At 63.5% G+C, this 14709-nt stretch carries 13 protein-coding genes; 5 read left to right on the top strand and 8 right to left on the bottom strand.

All coding sequences use genetic code 11. The annotated features are described in order from the left end of the window. Positions 1-176 precede the first annotated feature (176 nt). Both GE253_RS11910 and GE253_RS11905 read left to right on the top strand, forming a co-directional pair. A complete protein-coding gene (locus GE253_RS11910; RefSeq protein WP_153204328.1) occupies positions 177-1034 on the top strand; it encodes a hypothetical protein in 858 nt (285 codons plus the stop codon). A gap of 143 nt (positions 1035-1177) precedes the next feature. After that, entirely contained in the window at positions 1178-3691 is a 2514-nt protein-coding gene (locus GE253_RS11905; protein WP_153204327.1) for an esterase-like activity of phytase family protein, read from the top strand. Between the two features lie 44 nt (positions 3692-3735). On the opposite strand, the gene gcvA is transcribed toward GE253_RS11905, so the two are convergent. Then, positions 3736-4680 (bottom strand): transcriptional regulator GcvA, encoded by a 945-nt coding sequence (gcvA, locus tag GE253_RS11900; protein WP_153204326.1) that lies wholly within the window; start codon positions 4678-4680, stop codon positions 3736-3738. Between the two features lie 126 nt (positions 4681-4806). Between gcvA and GE253_RS11895 the strand changes: the two genes are divergently transcribed. Next, on the top strand, positions 4807-5007 hold the full coding sequence (locus GE253_RS11895) for a hypothetical protein (RefSeq protein WP_153204325.1): 201 nt from the start codon (positions 4807-4809) through the stop codon (positions 5005-5007). An 8-nt stretch (positions 5008-5015) separates the two neighbouring features. Here GE253_RS11895 and GE253_RS11890 read toward each other — a convergent pair whose 3' ends face one another. The 3 genes from GE253_RS11890 to fdxA form a co-directional block, all read right to left on the bottom strand. Next, complete coding sequence (locus tag GE253_RS11890) at positions 5016-5834, bottom strand: hypothetical protein (protein ID WP_153204324.1); 819 nt, start codon at positions 5832-5834, stop codon at positions 5016-5018. A 230-nt stretch (positions 5835-6064) separates the two neighbouring features. Next, the gene (locus GE253_RS11885; RefSeq protein WP_089286258.1) at positions 6065-6565 is read right to left on the bottom strand and encodes a CarD family transcriptional regulator; all 501 of its coding nucleotides are present in this window, start codon (positions 6563-6565) and stop codon (positions 6065-6067) included. Positions 6566-7064: 499 nt separating this feature from the next. Next, entirely contained in the window at positions 7065-7397 is a 333-nt protein-coding gene (fdxA, locus tag GE253_RS11880; RefSeq protein ID WP_153204323.1) for a ferredoxin FdxA, read from the bottom strand. Between the two features lie 385 nt (positions 7398-7782). Here fdxA and GE253_RS11870 point away from each other — a divergent pair, with 385 nt between their 5' ends. Continuing rightward, positions 7783-8391, top strand: a complete 609-nt coding sequence (locus GE253_RS11870; RefSeq protein ID WP_153204322.1) for a DUF938 domain-containing protein — start codon at positions 7783-7785, stop codon at positions 8389-8391. 12 nt (positions 8392-8403) lie between these two features. Here GE253_RS11870 and GE253_RS11865 read toward each other — a convergent pair whose 3' ends face one another. The 3 genes from GE253_RS11865 to hflK are packed head-to-tail and all read right to left on the bottom strand — an operon-like array spanning position 8404 to position 10729. Continuing rightward, positions 8404-8589 (bottom strand): DUF2065 domain-containing protein, encoded by a 186-nt coding sequence (locus tag GE253_RS11865; RefSeq protein ID WP_348770832.1) that lies wholly within the window; start codon positions 8587-8589, stop codon positions 8404-8406. 57 nt (positions 8590-8646) lie between these two features. After that, positions 8647-9531 carry a protease modulator HflC gene (hflC, locus tag GE253_RS11860; RefSeq protein WP_153204320.1) on the bottom strand — a complete coding sequence of 295 codons (885 nt, stop codon included), beginning with the start codon at positions 9529-9531 and terminating at the stop codon, positions 8647-8649. A gap of 13 nt (positions 9532-9544) precedes the next feature. Beyond that, positions 9545-10729: an FtsH protease activity modulator HflK gene (hflK, locus tag GE253_RS11855; protein ID WP_153204319.1), complete on the bottom strand. Its 1185-nt coding sequence runs from the start codon at positions 10727-10729 to the stop codon at positions 9545-9547. A 175-nt stretch (positions 10730-10904) separates the two neighbouring features. Here hflK and apbC point away from each other — a divergent pair, with 175 nt between their 5' ends. Continuing rightward, positions 10905-12068 (top strand): iron-sulfur cluster carrier protein ApbC, encoded by a 1164-nt coding sequence (apbC, locus tag GE253_RS11850; protein WP_153204318.1) that lies wholly within the window; start codon positions 10905-10907, stop codon positions 12066-12068. 86 nt (positions 12069-12154) lie between these two features. On the opposite strand, the gene GE253_RS11845 is transcribed toward apbC, so the two are convergent. Continuing rightward, positions 12155-14431 (bottom strand): glycoside hydrolase family 3 protein, encoded by a 2277-nt coding sequence (locus GE253_RS11845; RefSeq protein ID WP_211101429.1) that lies wholly within the window; start codon positions 14429-14431, stop codon positions 12155-12157. Between the last annotated feature and the right edge of the window lie 278 nt (positions 14432-14709).

Below are 14709 nucleotides of genomic sequence, written 5' to 3'. Positions count from 1 at the left end.
GAAATCAGCTTGACCGATGAAAGAAAGCGAACGACCCTGTTCCTGCCATGGGGATGCCGCAATGCGCCGGCACCGTCCACCCCACCCGGAAAGCCGGGAAAGGGGGCGGATATGGCCAGCACCGGGCGATCCCTTCGCAGGTGCCGCATGACGGATGATGGAGGAAGGGCAGAGCGATGAAGATACCAATCAAAGCCATTGCCCTGCTGCCGCTTTTCCTGACCCTGCCGGCCGCGATCGCAGAGGAAACCAAGCCCGCCGCCAAACCCACCGATGTTTTCCTGGTCCGTTTCAACCAGATCGAAGCACCCAACAGCGTTTACCAGAGCCCGGATGCCGCCGCCCTGGGTTACCCCGCTGCCCTGGCTGATGCCCCGACAACAGAAAAGCAGGAAGATGCCCGCAAGGCCATGGCCGCCACGCTCGGGCAATGGGCTGGCAAGATCTATGAAGGCATCATGGCCAAAATCACCGGCGACCGGCCGTCGGTGAACAGCCCCAGCCCGATCCAACTGGCAGCCGACCCGCGCGCCTATCAGGCAGCCGGGCTGAAGGCCGACGCCCAGCTTTCCGCCATGGGGTTGAATTCCAAGTTGGGTATGCGGTTGGGCACGGAAGAAATCCGCCAGTCCATCCGGTTCAGCCGTGATTGCGGGGTGGATGTACTGCCCAACAGCGTTTCCGGCGATGTGGCCGGTGGCTTTGGCAATGTCAAGGGCACCGTTCAGGGCAGTTGGGGCAGTGCCTGCGCCACCGGGCAGACCGGCTGGCGCCTGACTGCTGGTGTGGCCGATCTGGGGCACCAGCCCTATTCCACGCTCGGCATGGAATATCGGCCGATGGCCGGCAGCCTGATCGCCAATATGACCGGCATTTCCGCCATGAAGGCCCAATTGGCCGGCACCGGCGGCAGTGTCGGGCTGGAAGCACCTGTCCCGGTTATCCGCGTGGCCAATATGCGGTTGAATGCCGAAGTAAAATGGCACGAAGAACAGGGCACCGCCCTGAAATTCTCAACCAAACTGCGGTTCTGAGCCCCGGAGGTGCCGGGGAATATTTATCGCAGGTGCGGTAAAATCAGCATTTGAAATAAATGCTTCACATCAACTGCAACAAAAATATCATATCCAACTGATATGAGCCCCTGAACTTTAAACATAAAGTTTGGGAGCCCATCATGAAGATTTCCATCCGCAGCGCGCTGCTGGCCAGCGCGCTGTCTGTCGTTACGCTGCCTGCCTTCGCCCAGTCAGCCAGTACGGTCACGCTGAATGGCACCAGCTTCACGAACCAGGGGCTGCAGGGCGTGGGGCGCCTTTCCGCCTCCCTGCGGGACAAGTTCGGGGAGACGTTCGGTTCCGTGTCGGCCATGCAGATTGACCTGCATAGCTGGCGGCGCAATGCCGATGGCTCCTATTCCGGCACGCTCTATACCCTGCCCGACCGTGGCTACAATGTGGCCGACACCACAAATTACATCCCGCGCTACAATGTGGTGTCGCTCAGCTTCAACCCCTATAGCGGCACGGCCAGCCTGCCCGCCGGCAGCGCCCAGCAGAACCAGATCGGCCTGTCTCTGAAGGATACGGTCCTGTTCACCGACGACAAGGGCACACCCTTCAGCGGGCTGGACCCGGCCTCCACCGGCACCGGCCTGACCTATCGCCCCGCCGCCAACGGAAAGCCCAACCTGCCGCTGACGGGCATCGGCAGTCTGGCGCTGGACCCGGAAGGGTTCGTGCGCGTGTCGGACGGCAGCATCTGGGTCAGCGATGAATATGGCCCCTATATTTATCACTTCACCGGCGACGGCAAACTGATCTCCGCCATCGCACCGCCCAACAGCCTGCTGCCACAGCGCAATGGCGCACTGAATTTCGGGGCGGCGGAATCCAATCCTGTCAACCCGACCCGTGGTCGCCAGAACAACCAGGGCCTGGAAGGGCTCTCCATGTCGCCGGATGGCAAGACGTTATGGGTGGCCCTGCAATCGGCCGCCGTGCAGGATCTGGATATCAAAAGCACCAGCAGCACCCGCCGCAACACCCGCCTGCTGGCCTATGATGTCTCCAACAGCGCAAGCCCGGTCCTGAAAGGCGAATATGTCATTCAGCTGCCGATGTATAATAAAGACGGCAACCCCAACGGTACCCTGAACCGCGTCGCGGCACAGTCGGAACTGCTGGCGTTGAACAATACGCAGTTCCTGCTGCTGTCCCGTGATGGCAATGGCTATGGCAGTGGGGCCACGCCCAACAGCAGCCCGACCAGCCTCTATCGCCGCATCGATCTGCTGGATATTACCGGCGCATCCAACATTGCCGGCACCGCCTATGATAATGGCACCTCCATCGCGCCCAAGGGCGTGCTGGTCGCCGATATCAAGCCGGTGCAGTTTGCCAGCTTTGTGGATATCAACGACGCTACCCAGTTGGCCAAGTTCGGTCTGGTCAATGGCGCCAAGAACAATGGCAATTGCCGCACCCAGTGTCTGTCGGAAAAGTGGGAAGCGCTGTCCTTGGTGCCGGCCCTGGACGCTGCCCGACTGGATGATTTCTTCCTGTTCGTCGGCAATGATAATGACTTCGTCACCCAGAACGGCTTCCAGGTCGGCCAGCCCTACAAGGACGCTTCCGGCGTCGAAAATGACACGATGCTGCTGGCCTATCGCCTGACCCTGCCCACCTATGTTGATCCGCTGGCCAGCGAAAGCCAGGCCTTGACCGGTCCGGCCATCGGCCAGGCGCTGGGGGAAACGGCGCTGGCCGCCAATGATGCCGCCACCAGCGATCTGACCGGCCGCACCCAGGCCATCCGCGCCGGCCTGGCCAAACGCGCCGAGGGGAGCTTCGAACTGTCGGCCGGCGGCAACTGGTCGGTCTTTGCCCGCGATGATGGCGATGCCAAGCGCCTGTCCAAGCCGGAAAGCTGGTCCAGCGGCATTGCCGGTGACTATGCCGTTTCCGACACGCTGCGCGTCGGTCTGGCCGTCAATTACGCCCATAGCGATGGCAAGTTCGGCAATCTGGGCGGGGGCAAGGCCACGGTCTGGGCGGTCGGCCCCTATGCCAGCCTGGCGCTGCCGGGCGGGTTCTATGCCGATGCCAGCTATCATTACAGCGACCTGTCGCTGGATGATATCAGCCGCAATACCTTCGCCTACAACCTGCGCGCCACCGGCGAAACGGAGGGCAAGGGCCATCATGTCGGGGTGGAGTTTGGTTCTGTCGAGACGGCCGGCAGCCTGCGCTATGGCCCGATTGTCAGCTTCAACTATAACCGGGTGGAGCTGGATGCCTGGAAGGAAGCCGGTGCGCTGCACCTGAACCTGGATCATCCCAAGCTGGCCGAACAGCAATTGCTGTTCAATGTCGGCGGCCAGATCTCCACCAGCCTGGATATGGGCGGTGGGCGCCTGATCGTGCCGGAACTGCGGGTCAGCTATCAGGAAGACCTGATCCGGGACGAGGGCCAGACCTACACCACCGTGCTGTCTAACCGGCGCAACAGCCCGCTGGGCCGCAACACCGCCATTCTGCCCGATCCGCAGAATAACGGGCTGCGGGTCGGCCTTGGCCTGTCCGTGGCGGTGGCAGACAAAGCCGCCCTCTACGTCTCCGGCAACACGCTGTTCAACGTGGATGACAAGCCGGATTATTCGCTGGGTGCCGGCCTGCGCGTCGGCTTCTGATGCGGTATTGCTCCCTGGGAGGATAAACATTCTCCCAGGGAGCGTCATCCGGCCTGTGAAGCGCGCTCCAGCGGCAGGCCGCATTGCCCGGCACAGGCGTTGATTTCAGAGAATATCCAGTCGCGGAAGGCCCGGATCTTCGGCTCATCCGCGCGGCGTTCCGAACAGGCCAGCCAATAGAACCGGTCAGTCCGGTACATGATCTCGGGGAAGGGCAGCACCAGACGGCCCGCCGCAATATCGGCCCCGAACAGGGCTGGGCAGACCAGCGCCACCCCCTGCCCCATGGCGGCGGCCTGTGCCGTCACCCCATGCACATCGAATTGCGGGCCGCCCGGCAGCTTGTCCACCTTCACCCCCGCCAGGGCGAACCATTGCCGCCACCAGAGGATATCTTCCGGGTGCTGGCAATCCAGCAGGGGCAGGCGCAGCAGGTCGGCCGCCTCCCGCACACCGCCCGCCCGCTCCAGCATTTGCGGGCTGACGGCGGGGGTCAGGGTGAAATCCATCAGCCATTCTGCCCGCACACCCGGCCAGCGACCGGAGCCGGCACGGATGGCAATATCGAATTCCGTTTCCAGATCGCCCACCCGCACCGAGCTATCCAGCCGCACGGCCAGATCCGGCCACAGCAACTGGAAATGGCCCAGGCGCGGCACCAGCCATTGGGTGGCGAAGGTGAACATGCAGGTCACCGCCAGCACCTTGTTTTCTGTTGCCTCTGTCAGGCGGGCCACGGTGCTGCGGATGCGGTCGAACGCATCATCCACCGCCGCCTGCAGCTCCAGCCCCGCCGGCGTCAGTTCCAGCCGGCGGGTCAGGCGGCGGAACAGCTCCCGCCCGATATGCTCTTCCAGCTGGCGCACCTGATAGCTGACCGCCGCCTGCGTTACCGCCAGCTCATCCGCCGCCTTGGTGAAGGAGAGGTACCGGGCGGCCGAGGCAAAGGCGCGCAGGGCATTCAAGGGCGGCAGGCGGCGATCGGACATCAAGACCCCATGGATCAAATCGGCTTTTGCATGACCGCTAGATTACTCGTTTGTCAGCCGGGCTGACCAGTCCCAAACTGGCACCAACGAGCCAACCTATCCTTACCTGCTTTCCAAGGAAATGTCATGATGACCAAGAACATCTTGGGCATGGCGCCACCCTGCGCCTGTCCCGACCACCCTTTGTCAGGTTGCCGTGCCGCCGGTACAGCCTTGCTGCCGCTGATGGTGTCCCTGGCCCGCACCCTGGCGGAATTGCTGAAGGGGGAGACCTATCGCCATGGCCTTTCCCCCCATCTGCGCCGCGATGTCGGCCTGCCGGATTGAGGGGGGCGTCAGGCCTCCACCATCTCCAGCAACGCGCCATCCGGGGCAAAGCAGCCACAGACCAGCCGGCCGCCAAAGCCAGCCCCCCCATCCAGGCTGGCGGTGAAATCCGTCAGGTGCGCCCCCCCCTGCCCATGGGCGGGATCATAGCCGCGCACGATGCGCCGAACGCTGCCATAGGGCTGGTCGATGCGGGGGAAACTGTTGCCGCCCCACCAGAAAATATCCGCCTGCATGTGCAGGGGCTTGGCCGTATCCAGCCCGGCATTGACGAACAGCATCTCTGTCGGCTGGCCCTGCGCATCGGAAGTATAGGCAGCCCGGCGCAGGGCGCTGAACAGGGCACCATGACCCGGTGCATTGCGCATGGCAGCACGCAGATCATTGGTCCAGCGGGCCAGGCTGACGGCGCCATCCCGGGCGGCGGCAATGCCATAGGCGGCCGTGCCACCATAGACGGCCAGCGTCGCCTCCACCCCCTGCCCGATCATCCAATGCAGCACATCCAGCGGGTTGGGCGCGAACTGAAGTTGCAGCAGCTTCTGCCACATCTCTTCCTGCCCGCCGCGCAGATAGACGATATCGCTGGCCAGCACGCTGGGCTTGGCCATCACATGGCGGCGGAAATAGAGCAGCTCATCCAGGGTTTCCCGCACCAGCGCACCCCTTCCCACCATATTGCCCAGATAGACCAGCCGGTCGCCCGCCTGAAAGCGGGCGCCGATATCCTCATGCAACGCCGCCAGCCGGCCGGCATCGCCATGGATGGCGCCGACCGCCCAGATGCGGCGCGGGCGGCCAAGCAGGGCGAATTTCTGGTCAGACATCCGGGAAGGATCACTCTCCATCGGGAAGGGTGGCCAGAGTGTAAAGCCCCGACCGTCACAAAAAAAGGGTCTCCCACATCGGCAGTCCCCTTTCCCACTAAATATCCCGTCCAATGGACCTTGGTGTAGGACATATAGTGGGTTCACCCCGACCAGGGGGCTCCCGAATGAAAAAGGGCGCCCCAAAGGGACGCCCTTCATCGTCGGTCCTGGCGGCCGGCAAACGGCGATCAGGCCGCCTTGCTCAGCACAGCTTCCAGCTTTTCCGTGGCCTTGCGCTCGTCGATCTTTTCGACAACGGCCAGTTCACGGGCCAGACGCTCCAGGGCTGCATGATAAATCTGCCGCTCGCTATAGGACTGATCGGACTGATCTTCCCCGCGATAGAGATCGCGCACCACTTCAGCGATGGAAACCGGATCGCCGGAATTGATCTTCGCCTCATATTCCTGGGCGCGGCGGCTCCACATGATGCGCTTGATCTTGCTGGGGCCCTGCAGGGTTTCCATGGCCGCCTTGATCCGGTCCTTGGAGGACAGGCGACGCAGACCGGAAGCCTTGGCCTTCGCCACCGGAACCTTCAGCGTCATCCGTTCCTTTTCGAACTGGATGGCGTAGAGCGTCACGCTCATCTCGCCAATGCTGTGGGTTTCAATCCCGATAATCTGACCCACCCCGTGGGCGGGATAGACAACGTGATCACCGGTGGTGAAGTCTAGGCTCTGGGACATTCTCGGTTGACTCTCTATCTTCCGCACGGACGCGCGCGCCACGGGAACAAAACTCAACACGCAAAAAAGACGACACATCCGACCGCGCGAACGGGCGGATTGTATCAGTCACTTCTGCTCAGGCGAAACCGGACGGCAGCACATAAAGGCCCATCAAGGGCGGCGCGCCGTTCCTCGCGTCTGACAATATAGACGATGTTACGGAAGCATGACAGGGGCTATGGCCCCTGTTCAGCATAAGTTCCACGCAAAGCGGGTTATGTCGGTCATGCAGACACCGCATAGGGGAGACAAGTCCCCTTACGGAAAGGCCCCCACAAGGGGGCCATGGATGCGGGTGATTGTTCGGCTTTACACCAATGGCATGAAATCATGACCATTGGTCAAGTTTTCATGCCCCTCAATCGCCGGCGTCGCCATCCGGCGACTTGGCTACGCGGCACGTGCTGCGCGGCGACGGTCGCCGCCGTACCATCGGTCAAAAATTTGACCGATGGTATTACTTGCCCGGATTGGGGCTGAAATATTTGGCAAACTTGTCCGGCACACCCTTCCAGTCGTCGGCATCGGCCGGCGCGGTCTTCTTGCGGGTGATGTTGGGCCATTTCTCGGCATAATCGCGGTTCATGCCCAACCACTTCTCCGCGGACGGCTCGGTATCGGGGATGATGGCCTCAGCAGGGCATTCCGGCTCGCACACGCCGCAGTCGATACATTCGTCGGGATGGATGACCAGCGTGTTCTCCCCCTCGTAGAAGCAATCCACGGGGCAGACTTCGACGCAATCCATGAACTTGCACTTGATGCACAGTTCGGTGACGACATACGGCATAACAGGCACTCTCCATCGTCGGTGGCGGCGACAGCCTGAAGCCCTTGGCCCGCCCGCCCCATAGTCCCCACAAATTCCGACCCCGCGCGGCCGGTCCGGTACCGGCAGGTCGGGGCTGCTGTCCCGGCCTGTTCCGTTAAACCTGACACGAGGTGCAGCGCGCCATCTCCATAAACGACATGCCACAGCATCCCGATTATCGCCACACGTTCGTTATAATCCAACGCGTCATTCAGCCGTGCCGTAGCGGCATACCACAGCGTTGGCCTGTGCAATGGATTCTCAACCGCACTGCGTTTCTCTGTTGCTATCAGACATGGGTATGCGTTCTGCATCCGGCAAGCCGGGCTTGGCAGCAGACCTGCCATCGCCTAACTTGTGACGCATGATGGATGATGCCCGCCGCCACGCCCCCGCCACCCAGCGCAACCGCGAACCGATCCTGGCCGTGCTGCGCCAGGAACTGCCCGCCACAGGCGGATGCCTGTTGGAGGTGGCCAGCGGCAGCGGGGAACATGCCGTGTTCATGGCCCCCCGACTGCCCGGTTGGGTCTGGCAGACCAGCGATGCCGATGCCAACGCCCGCGCCAGCATCCAGGCTTGGGCCGCGGCGGAAGGGTTGGACCTGCCAGCACCACTGGCCATTGATGCGCAGGATATGGCCGCGTGGCCGACCGCCCCCTTCCAGGCCCTGCTCTGTATCAACATGATCCACATCGCCCCGTGGGCGGCCGGCATCGGCCTGTTCACAGCGGCAGGGCGGCTTCTGCCCGCAGGCGCACCGCTGATCCTTTACGGCCCCTATAAGCGCGATGGCCGGCACACGGCCGACAGCAACGCCGCCTTTGATGCAGATCTGCAGGCCCGCGACCCGCGCTGGGGCGTGCGCGATCTGGGGGACGTGGCAGCCTTGGCCACCACGCACGGCTTCGGGCCTCCCATTGTGCATGAGATGCCGGCCAATAATCTGACCGTCATTTTCCGGAAATTATAACAGGTCCGGGGCTCACGCCCTGATCAAGGCCACGGCGGCCACGCCGATGCAGGCTGCCATCAGCCCATAGCGGCGCAAGGCCGCAGCCGGCATCTGGCTGGCCTTCTGCGCCATGTCCTGCATGGCCCCCGGTGCGACGGCGTAAAGCAGCCCTTCGATCACGAAAACCAACGCCAGGGCGGTCAGAAAGTCATTCACGATTGAAACCGGTTCCGAAATGAACCAGGGGAGGCGTGCTGCCTCCCCTGGCAACCCTTAGCGCTTCTGTCCGCCCGCAGCACCGGAGGCGCTGTTGAAGTAGCGGAAGAACTCGCTGTCCGGCGACAGCACCAGGGAGGTGTTATCGCCCTTCAACGCCGCCTTATAGGCATCCAGCGAGCGATAGAAAGCGTAGAAGTCCGGGTTCTTGGAAGCCGATTCGGCCAGGATGCGGATGGCTTGATTATCGCCTTCACCGCGCAGAACCTGGCTGTCACGCTGGGCTTCGGCCAGGATCACCGTCCGCTCACGCTCTGCGCGCGACCGGATCTGCTGGGCCTGTTCGTTACCCTGGGCGCGGGCCTCCCGCGCCTCACGGTCGCGTTCGGACCGCATCCGGTCATAGACGGCCTGGCTGGTGGCTTCCGGCAAATCGGCGCGGCGGATGCGGACATCGACAATTTCGACACCGAAACGACGCGCCTCCTGGTTCACCTGTTCCTTGATGTCGGTCATCACTTTCTGCCGTTCGCTGGACAGCACGGCCAGCAGGGTGACATTGCCGAGCACACGGCGCAGGGCGGAATTCACCACCGTGGCCAGCCGCTGTTCAACGACCAGCTCCGACCCGGCGGACTGATAGAACTGCAGCGGGTCGGTGATGCGGTAACGGGCAAAGGCATCCACCTCCAGCCGCTTCTGATCGGCCAGGATCACCTGTTCGACCGGCGGATCGACATCCAGCACGCGGGCATCCACCAGCACGACATTCTGCACCATGGGGATCTTGGCGTGCAGGCCCGGTTCCTTGATGGTGCGCTTCCATTCACCGAACTGCAGCACCAGCGCCTGCTGGGTCTGGTCGACGGTGAACAGTGAAGCCGAAGCAATGATGGCGATGGCAGCGGCGGCCACGCCGAGGGCGACCAGTTTACGGCTCATTCTCCGGCCCTCCTTACTGGCGCGGCGCCGGGGCGGCAGCGCCCGGCGTCTGTTCGCGCAACTGGCGCGTCAGCTCGTTCAGCGGCAGATAGGGCACCACACTGCCAGCACCGCCACGCCCCTGATCAATGATGATCTTGTGGCTGCCGCCCAGCACTTCCTGCATGGTTTCCAGATACATGCGCCGCGCCGTCACCTCCGGCGACTTGGTATAGGCGTCCAGCACCTGGGCGAAGCGCTGGGCATCACCCTGGGCCAGATTGACCACCTGTTCCCGATAGGCGGAGGCCTGCTGGATCAGCTGTTCAGCTTCACCACGGGCGCGGGGGATGATGTCATTACGATAGGCTTCGGCCTCGTTTCGCAGGCGTTCACGATCCTGGCGGGCGCGCTGCACATCGTTGAACGCATCCACCACGGGGGCCGGCGGGTCAACTTTCTGCAGCTGAATTTGGGTCACTTCGATACCGGATTGATATTCGTCCAGCATCGCCTGCAACAGGGCCTTGGTCGATTGTTCGGTATTCTGTCGCGCCTCGGTCAGGGCGGGCTGAATATCGGTGCGGCCGATCACCTCACGCATGGCGCTTTCGGCGGCCTTCTTCACCGTCTGTTCGGGATCGCGGATCTTGAACAGATAGTTCCCGGCGTCCTTGATGACCCAGAGCACGGTGAAATCGATATCGATGATATTCTCATCGCCCGTCAGCATCAGGCTTTCATCGGGCACGTCGCCGCCGGCACGCCGGCCGTCGCCGGCGGAGCGGTAGCCGATCTCCATCCGGTTGACCCGGGTGACCTTGGGCGTCACCGCCATTTCGATCGGGGCCGGCAGGTGATAGCGCAGGCCCGGCTGTTCGGTGCGGACATATTGGCCGAATCGCAGCACCACGCCCTGTTCGTCTGATTCCACCCGGTAGATGCCGGACAGGCCCCAGAGTACGCCCAGCACCGCCAGACCAAGCGCTATACCGCGCCCACCGCCCAGACCGCCGGGCGCCATATTCTTGAAGCGTTCCTGCCCCTTGCGCAGCAGGTCTTCCAGGTCCGGCCCGCCGCCGGGCGGCTGTCCGCCACCCCCGCCATTGCCGCCTGGCGGACGGCCCCACGGGTTGTTCCCGTTGCCGCCGCCACCCGGCGGCGATCCCCAGGGCCCACCGCCGCCGCCTTGACCACCGCCTTGATTGTTCCAGGGCATATTCGTCGACCCTTTGGTAATTTAAGTTACAAACTGCCAGCGCGCATCCCGGACCTGCGGTACCGGGGTGCTTTCCCTGGGCCTGTTGCCACCGTATATATCCCGGCGTCCGCAGAAAAGGCTAATTGGCCCTGGGGTCATAGCGAATATTGGGAAGCGAGTGGGGTTTTCAACCATGGCCACCGTCAATGAGGCGCAAGTTCTTGATGCTTTGCGCAAAGTCGCCGACCCGGACCGGGGGTCCGACATCGTCACGCTGGGGATGATTTCCGGTCTGATGGTGAAAGGCGGCAATGTCGGCTTCTCCATCGAGGTAGACCCCAAGCGCGGCCCGGCGCTGGAACCACTGCGCCAGGCGGCCGAACGCGCCGTGGATGCGCTGCCCGGTGTCACCTCCGTCACCGCCGTGCTGACGGCCCATCGCCCCGCCCCGACGCTGGGGGGGGCCAAGGCCCAGGGCGGCGGGCATGACCATGCCGGCCATGGCCACAGCCATGGCGGCCCCGCCGCTCGGCCCGCCGCGGCTGGCCCCACCAAGATCAACGTGCCCGGCGTGGGCGCCATCATCGCCGTCGCCTCGGGCAAGGGCGGGGTGGGCAAATCCACCACCGCCGTCAATCTGGCGCTGGCGCTGGCCGCCAATGGCCAGCGTGTCGGGCTGCTGGATGCCGATATTTACGGCCCTTCCCTGCCCCGCATGATGGGTATTTCCGGCAAGCCGGAGAGCCCGGATGGCAAGATGTTGACGCCGATGCAGAATTACGGCGTCAAGGTCATGTCCATGGGCTTCCTGGTGGCCGAGGATACGCCGATGATCTGGCGCGGCCCCATGGTGATGGGCGCCATTCAGCAGATGCTGCGCGATGTGGATTGGGGCCAGCTGGATGTGCTGGTGGTGGATATGCCGCCCGGCACCGGCGATGCGCAATTGACCATGGCACAGAATGTACCGCTGGCCGGCGCCGTCATCGTCTCCACCCCGCAGGACATCGCCCTGCTGGATGCCCGCAAGGGCCTGAACATGTTCCGCCGTGTCGATGTGCCCGTGCTGGGCATTGTGGAGAACATGTCCTATTTCTGCTGCCCCAATTGCGGCCATCGCAGCCATATTTTCAGCCATGGCGGGGCCCGCGACGAGGCGGAAAAGCTGGGTGTGGATTTCTTAGGGGAGATGCCGCTGGATATTGTGATCCGGGAGACCAGCGACAACGGCACCCCCATCGTCCATGCCAAGCCGGACAGCGATCATGCCCGGCTCTACCGCGCCATGGCTCTGCGGGTGTGGGAGAAGATCAAGGCCGGCAACCGCCGGACGGGGCCGAAGATCGTGATTGAGTAGGACCAATCCGCCAAGGGTTTGACCCTTGGCGGATATGATCTTGTCAGTGGAGGCGCTGCGTTCGCACACAGCGCTTCCATTCCTGGCTACTTGCCTTGCTTCGCCGCCGGCCATTGCCGGGCAGGCAGTGTCACGTCCGCCTGCTGCACAAAATCAACGGCAGAACGGGCAAGCTGCACCTGATAGGTGCCGCCGCTGATCTTCCAGCCCTTGGCGGTGCTGTCATAAGTGGCCAGCAGGCGGGGATCGATGGTGACTTCCACCTGACGCGATTCGCCCGGTGCCAAGGCCAGCTTGTCGAACCCGACCAGCCGGTGCGGGGCCTCCCAGCCGGCGGTCACACCCGGCGCGGGGCCGATATAGAATTGCGGCACAGCGCTGCCGTGACGCGACCCCTTGTTGGTGACGCGGGCGCGCAGCTTCAGCCCGTCCGTCGTCATTTCCGCCGCCAGCCCCTCATAGGCGAAGCTGGTATAGGAAAGCCCATGGCCGAAGGCGAATAGCGGCTTGTGCCCCTTCAGATCGAACCATTTATAGCCGACCGCCGCCCCTTCCGAATAGGTCACGGGGAAGGAGACATCGGGCTTCTGGTCCGTGCCATCCAGCACCGGGCGGGGCAGCTGGTCGAGCGATTGCGGGAAGGTGACGGGCAGGCGGCCGGTGGCATCCACCTCCCCATAAAGCACGCGGGCGATGGCCTCACCCCCGCGCGTGCCGGGGTACCAGGCCTCCAGCACCGCCGGCACCTGGGCCAGCCAGGGCATCAGCACCGGACCGCCGCTTTGCAGCACCACCACAATCTTGGGGTTGGCCTTGGCCACGGCGGCGATCAGGGCATCCTGCCCATCCGGCAGGGTCAGCGGGAAATCCAGCGCCTCCCCCGTCCATTGATTGGCGAACAGAATCACCAGATCGCTCTCGGCGGCCAGCTTGGCCGCTGCGGCCACATCGGTGCCCGGATCGAATCGCACATCGCCGCTGCGGCGGCGGATCGCCTCCAGCGGGGCGCTGGGATGATAGACGATGGGGCCGGGGAAATCCTTCGGCCCCAGGCCCGGCACCGGGTTGCCGCCACGGGCGAACACGGTGGAAGAACCGCCACCCGACAGCACGCCCTTGTCGGCATGGCCGCCGATCACGGCAATGCGCTTGGCGCTGGCGGCCAGCGGTAGCACGTTGCCGTCATTTTTCAGCAGCACGATGCCTTCTTCGGCATCGGCCTGGGTCACCAGCGCGTGGGCGCCGTAATCGATGGGCTGGACGGAAACCGGGTTATCCACCGCACCGGAGGCGAACAGGGCACGCAGGATACGCCGCACCATATCATCCAGCCGTGCCTGCGGGATGCTGCCATCCTTCAGCGCCTTGCCCAGCAGTTGCGGCCCGAAATAGGGCTTCTTGTCGAAAATATAGCCCGATTCCTGGTCCAGCCCGGCATTGGCCGCCGGGGCCGTGCTGTGGACCGCCCCCCAGTCGGACATCACATAGCCCGGATAGGCCCAGTCCTTCTTCAGCACCTGATTGAGCAGGAAATCACTTTCGCAGGCATAGGGGCCATTATAGCGGTTATAGGCGCACATCACCGAATGGGGCTGACCCTTCTCGATGGCGATCTCAAACGCCAGCAGGTCCGACATGCGGGCCTGATCTTCGGCAATGCGGGCATCCAGCACGAAGCGGCCGGTTTCCTGCGCATTCAGGGCGAAATGCTTGATGGTGGAGATGATCTGGTTGGACTGGATGCCCTTGATCTGGGCGGCCACCATGGTGGCCGCCAGCCAGGGATCTTCCCCGCCATATTCGAAATTGCGGCCATTGCGCGGTTCCCGCACCAGATTGATGCCGCCGGCCAGCATGACATTGAAGCCCGATGCCCGCGCCTCCCGCCCGATCATCGCCCCGCCCTGTTCGGCAAGTGCTGGGTTCCAGGTGGCGGCGGTGGCGATGCCGGCCGGCAGGGAGGTGCGTTCAAGATAAGGCGCCAGCGATTCGCGCTGCGTCGCCACACCGACGCCGGCATCGGTCAGATATTGCGGCGGAATGCCCAGCCGGGCGATGCCGGCCACATACCCCGCCGAGCCCATGCGCACTTCCTTGGGCGGCATGTAGTTCTTGTATTTCAGGGCCGAGCCGAAATGGCCGAAGACGAGGAGTTTCTTTTCGTCCTGGGTCATGGCGGCGAGCGCCAGGGCGGCGCGCTCTTCAGCCGCCAGCGCCGGGTTCAGCCAGGGCTGGTCCTGTGCCGCGGTCGTGGCCGCAGGTGCGGCGGCATTTCCCTGCGCCATGGCCACCGTTGCAGCACCCCCCAGCAAACCCGCCAGCAGCAGCGGCGGGATGATTTTCTTCAGCCTGACGATACGCATTGCCACCCTCTTCGTCCTGTCGTCGATCCATGCCGGCGGGGCAGGCCCCGTTTCCTCCCGGCTTTGCCTGTTGCTCAAGCCCCCTTTATCAGGGTTGGAGCGACCCTAACATCTTGTCTGTCCGTTGTCAGTCCCCTCGGACAACGTTGTCTGATTTTGTGTCGACGCCCCCATGCAGACCCCGGTATGAGAGGGGGACGGTGGCCGCGTCCTTTCGTTTGCACTGCAAAATCATGCTGCAGAGGCGAAATAGACCGTGACTGAGCCGATGAGTGCGC

This window comes from Niveispirillum sp. SYP-B3756 (genome assembly GCF_009495745.1).
Classification (GTDB): Bacteria; Pseudomonadota; Alphaproteobacteria; order Azospirillales; family Azospirillaceae; genus Niveispirillum.
The sequence above is the reverse complement of the archived record's forward strand: the minus strand, read 5'-3'. Positions and strand labels throughout refer to the sequence as shown.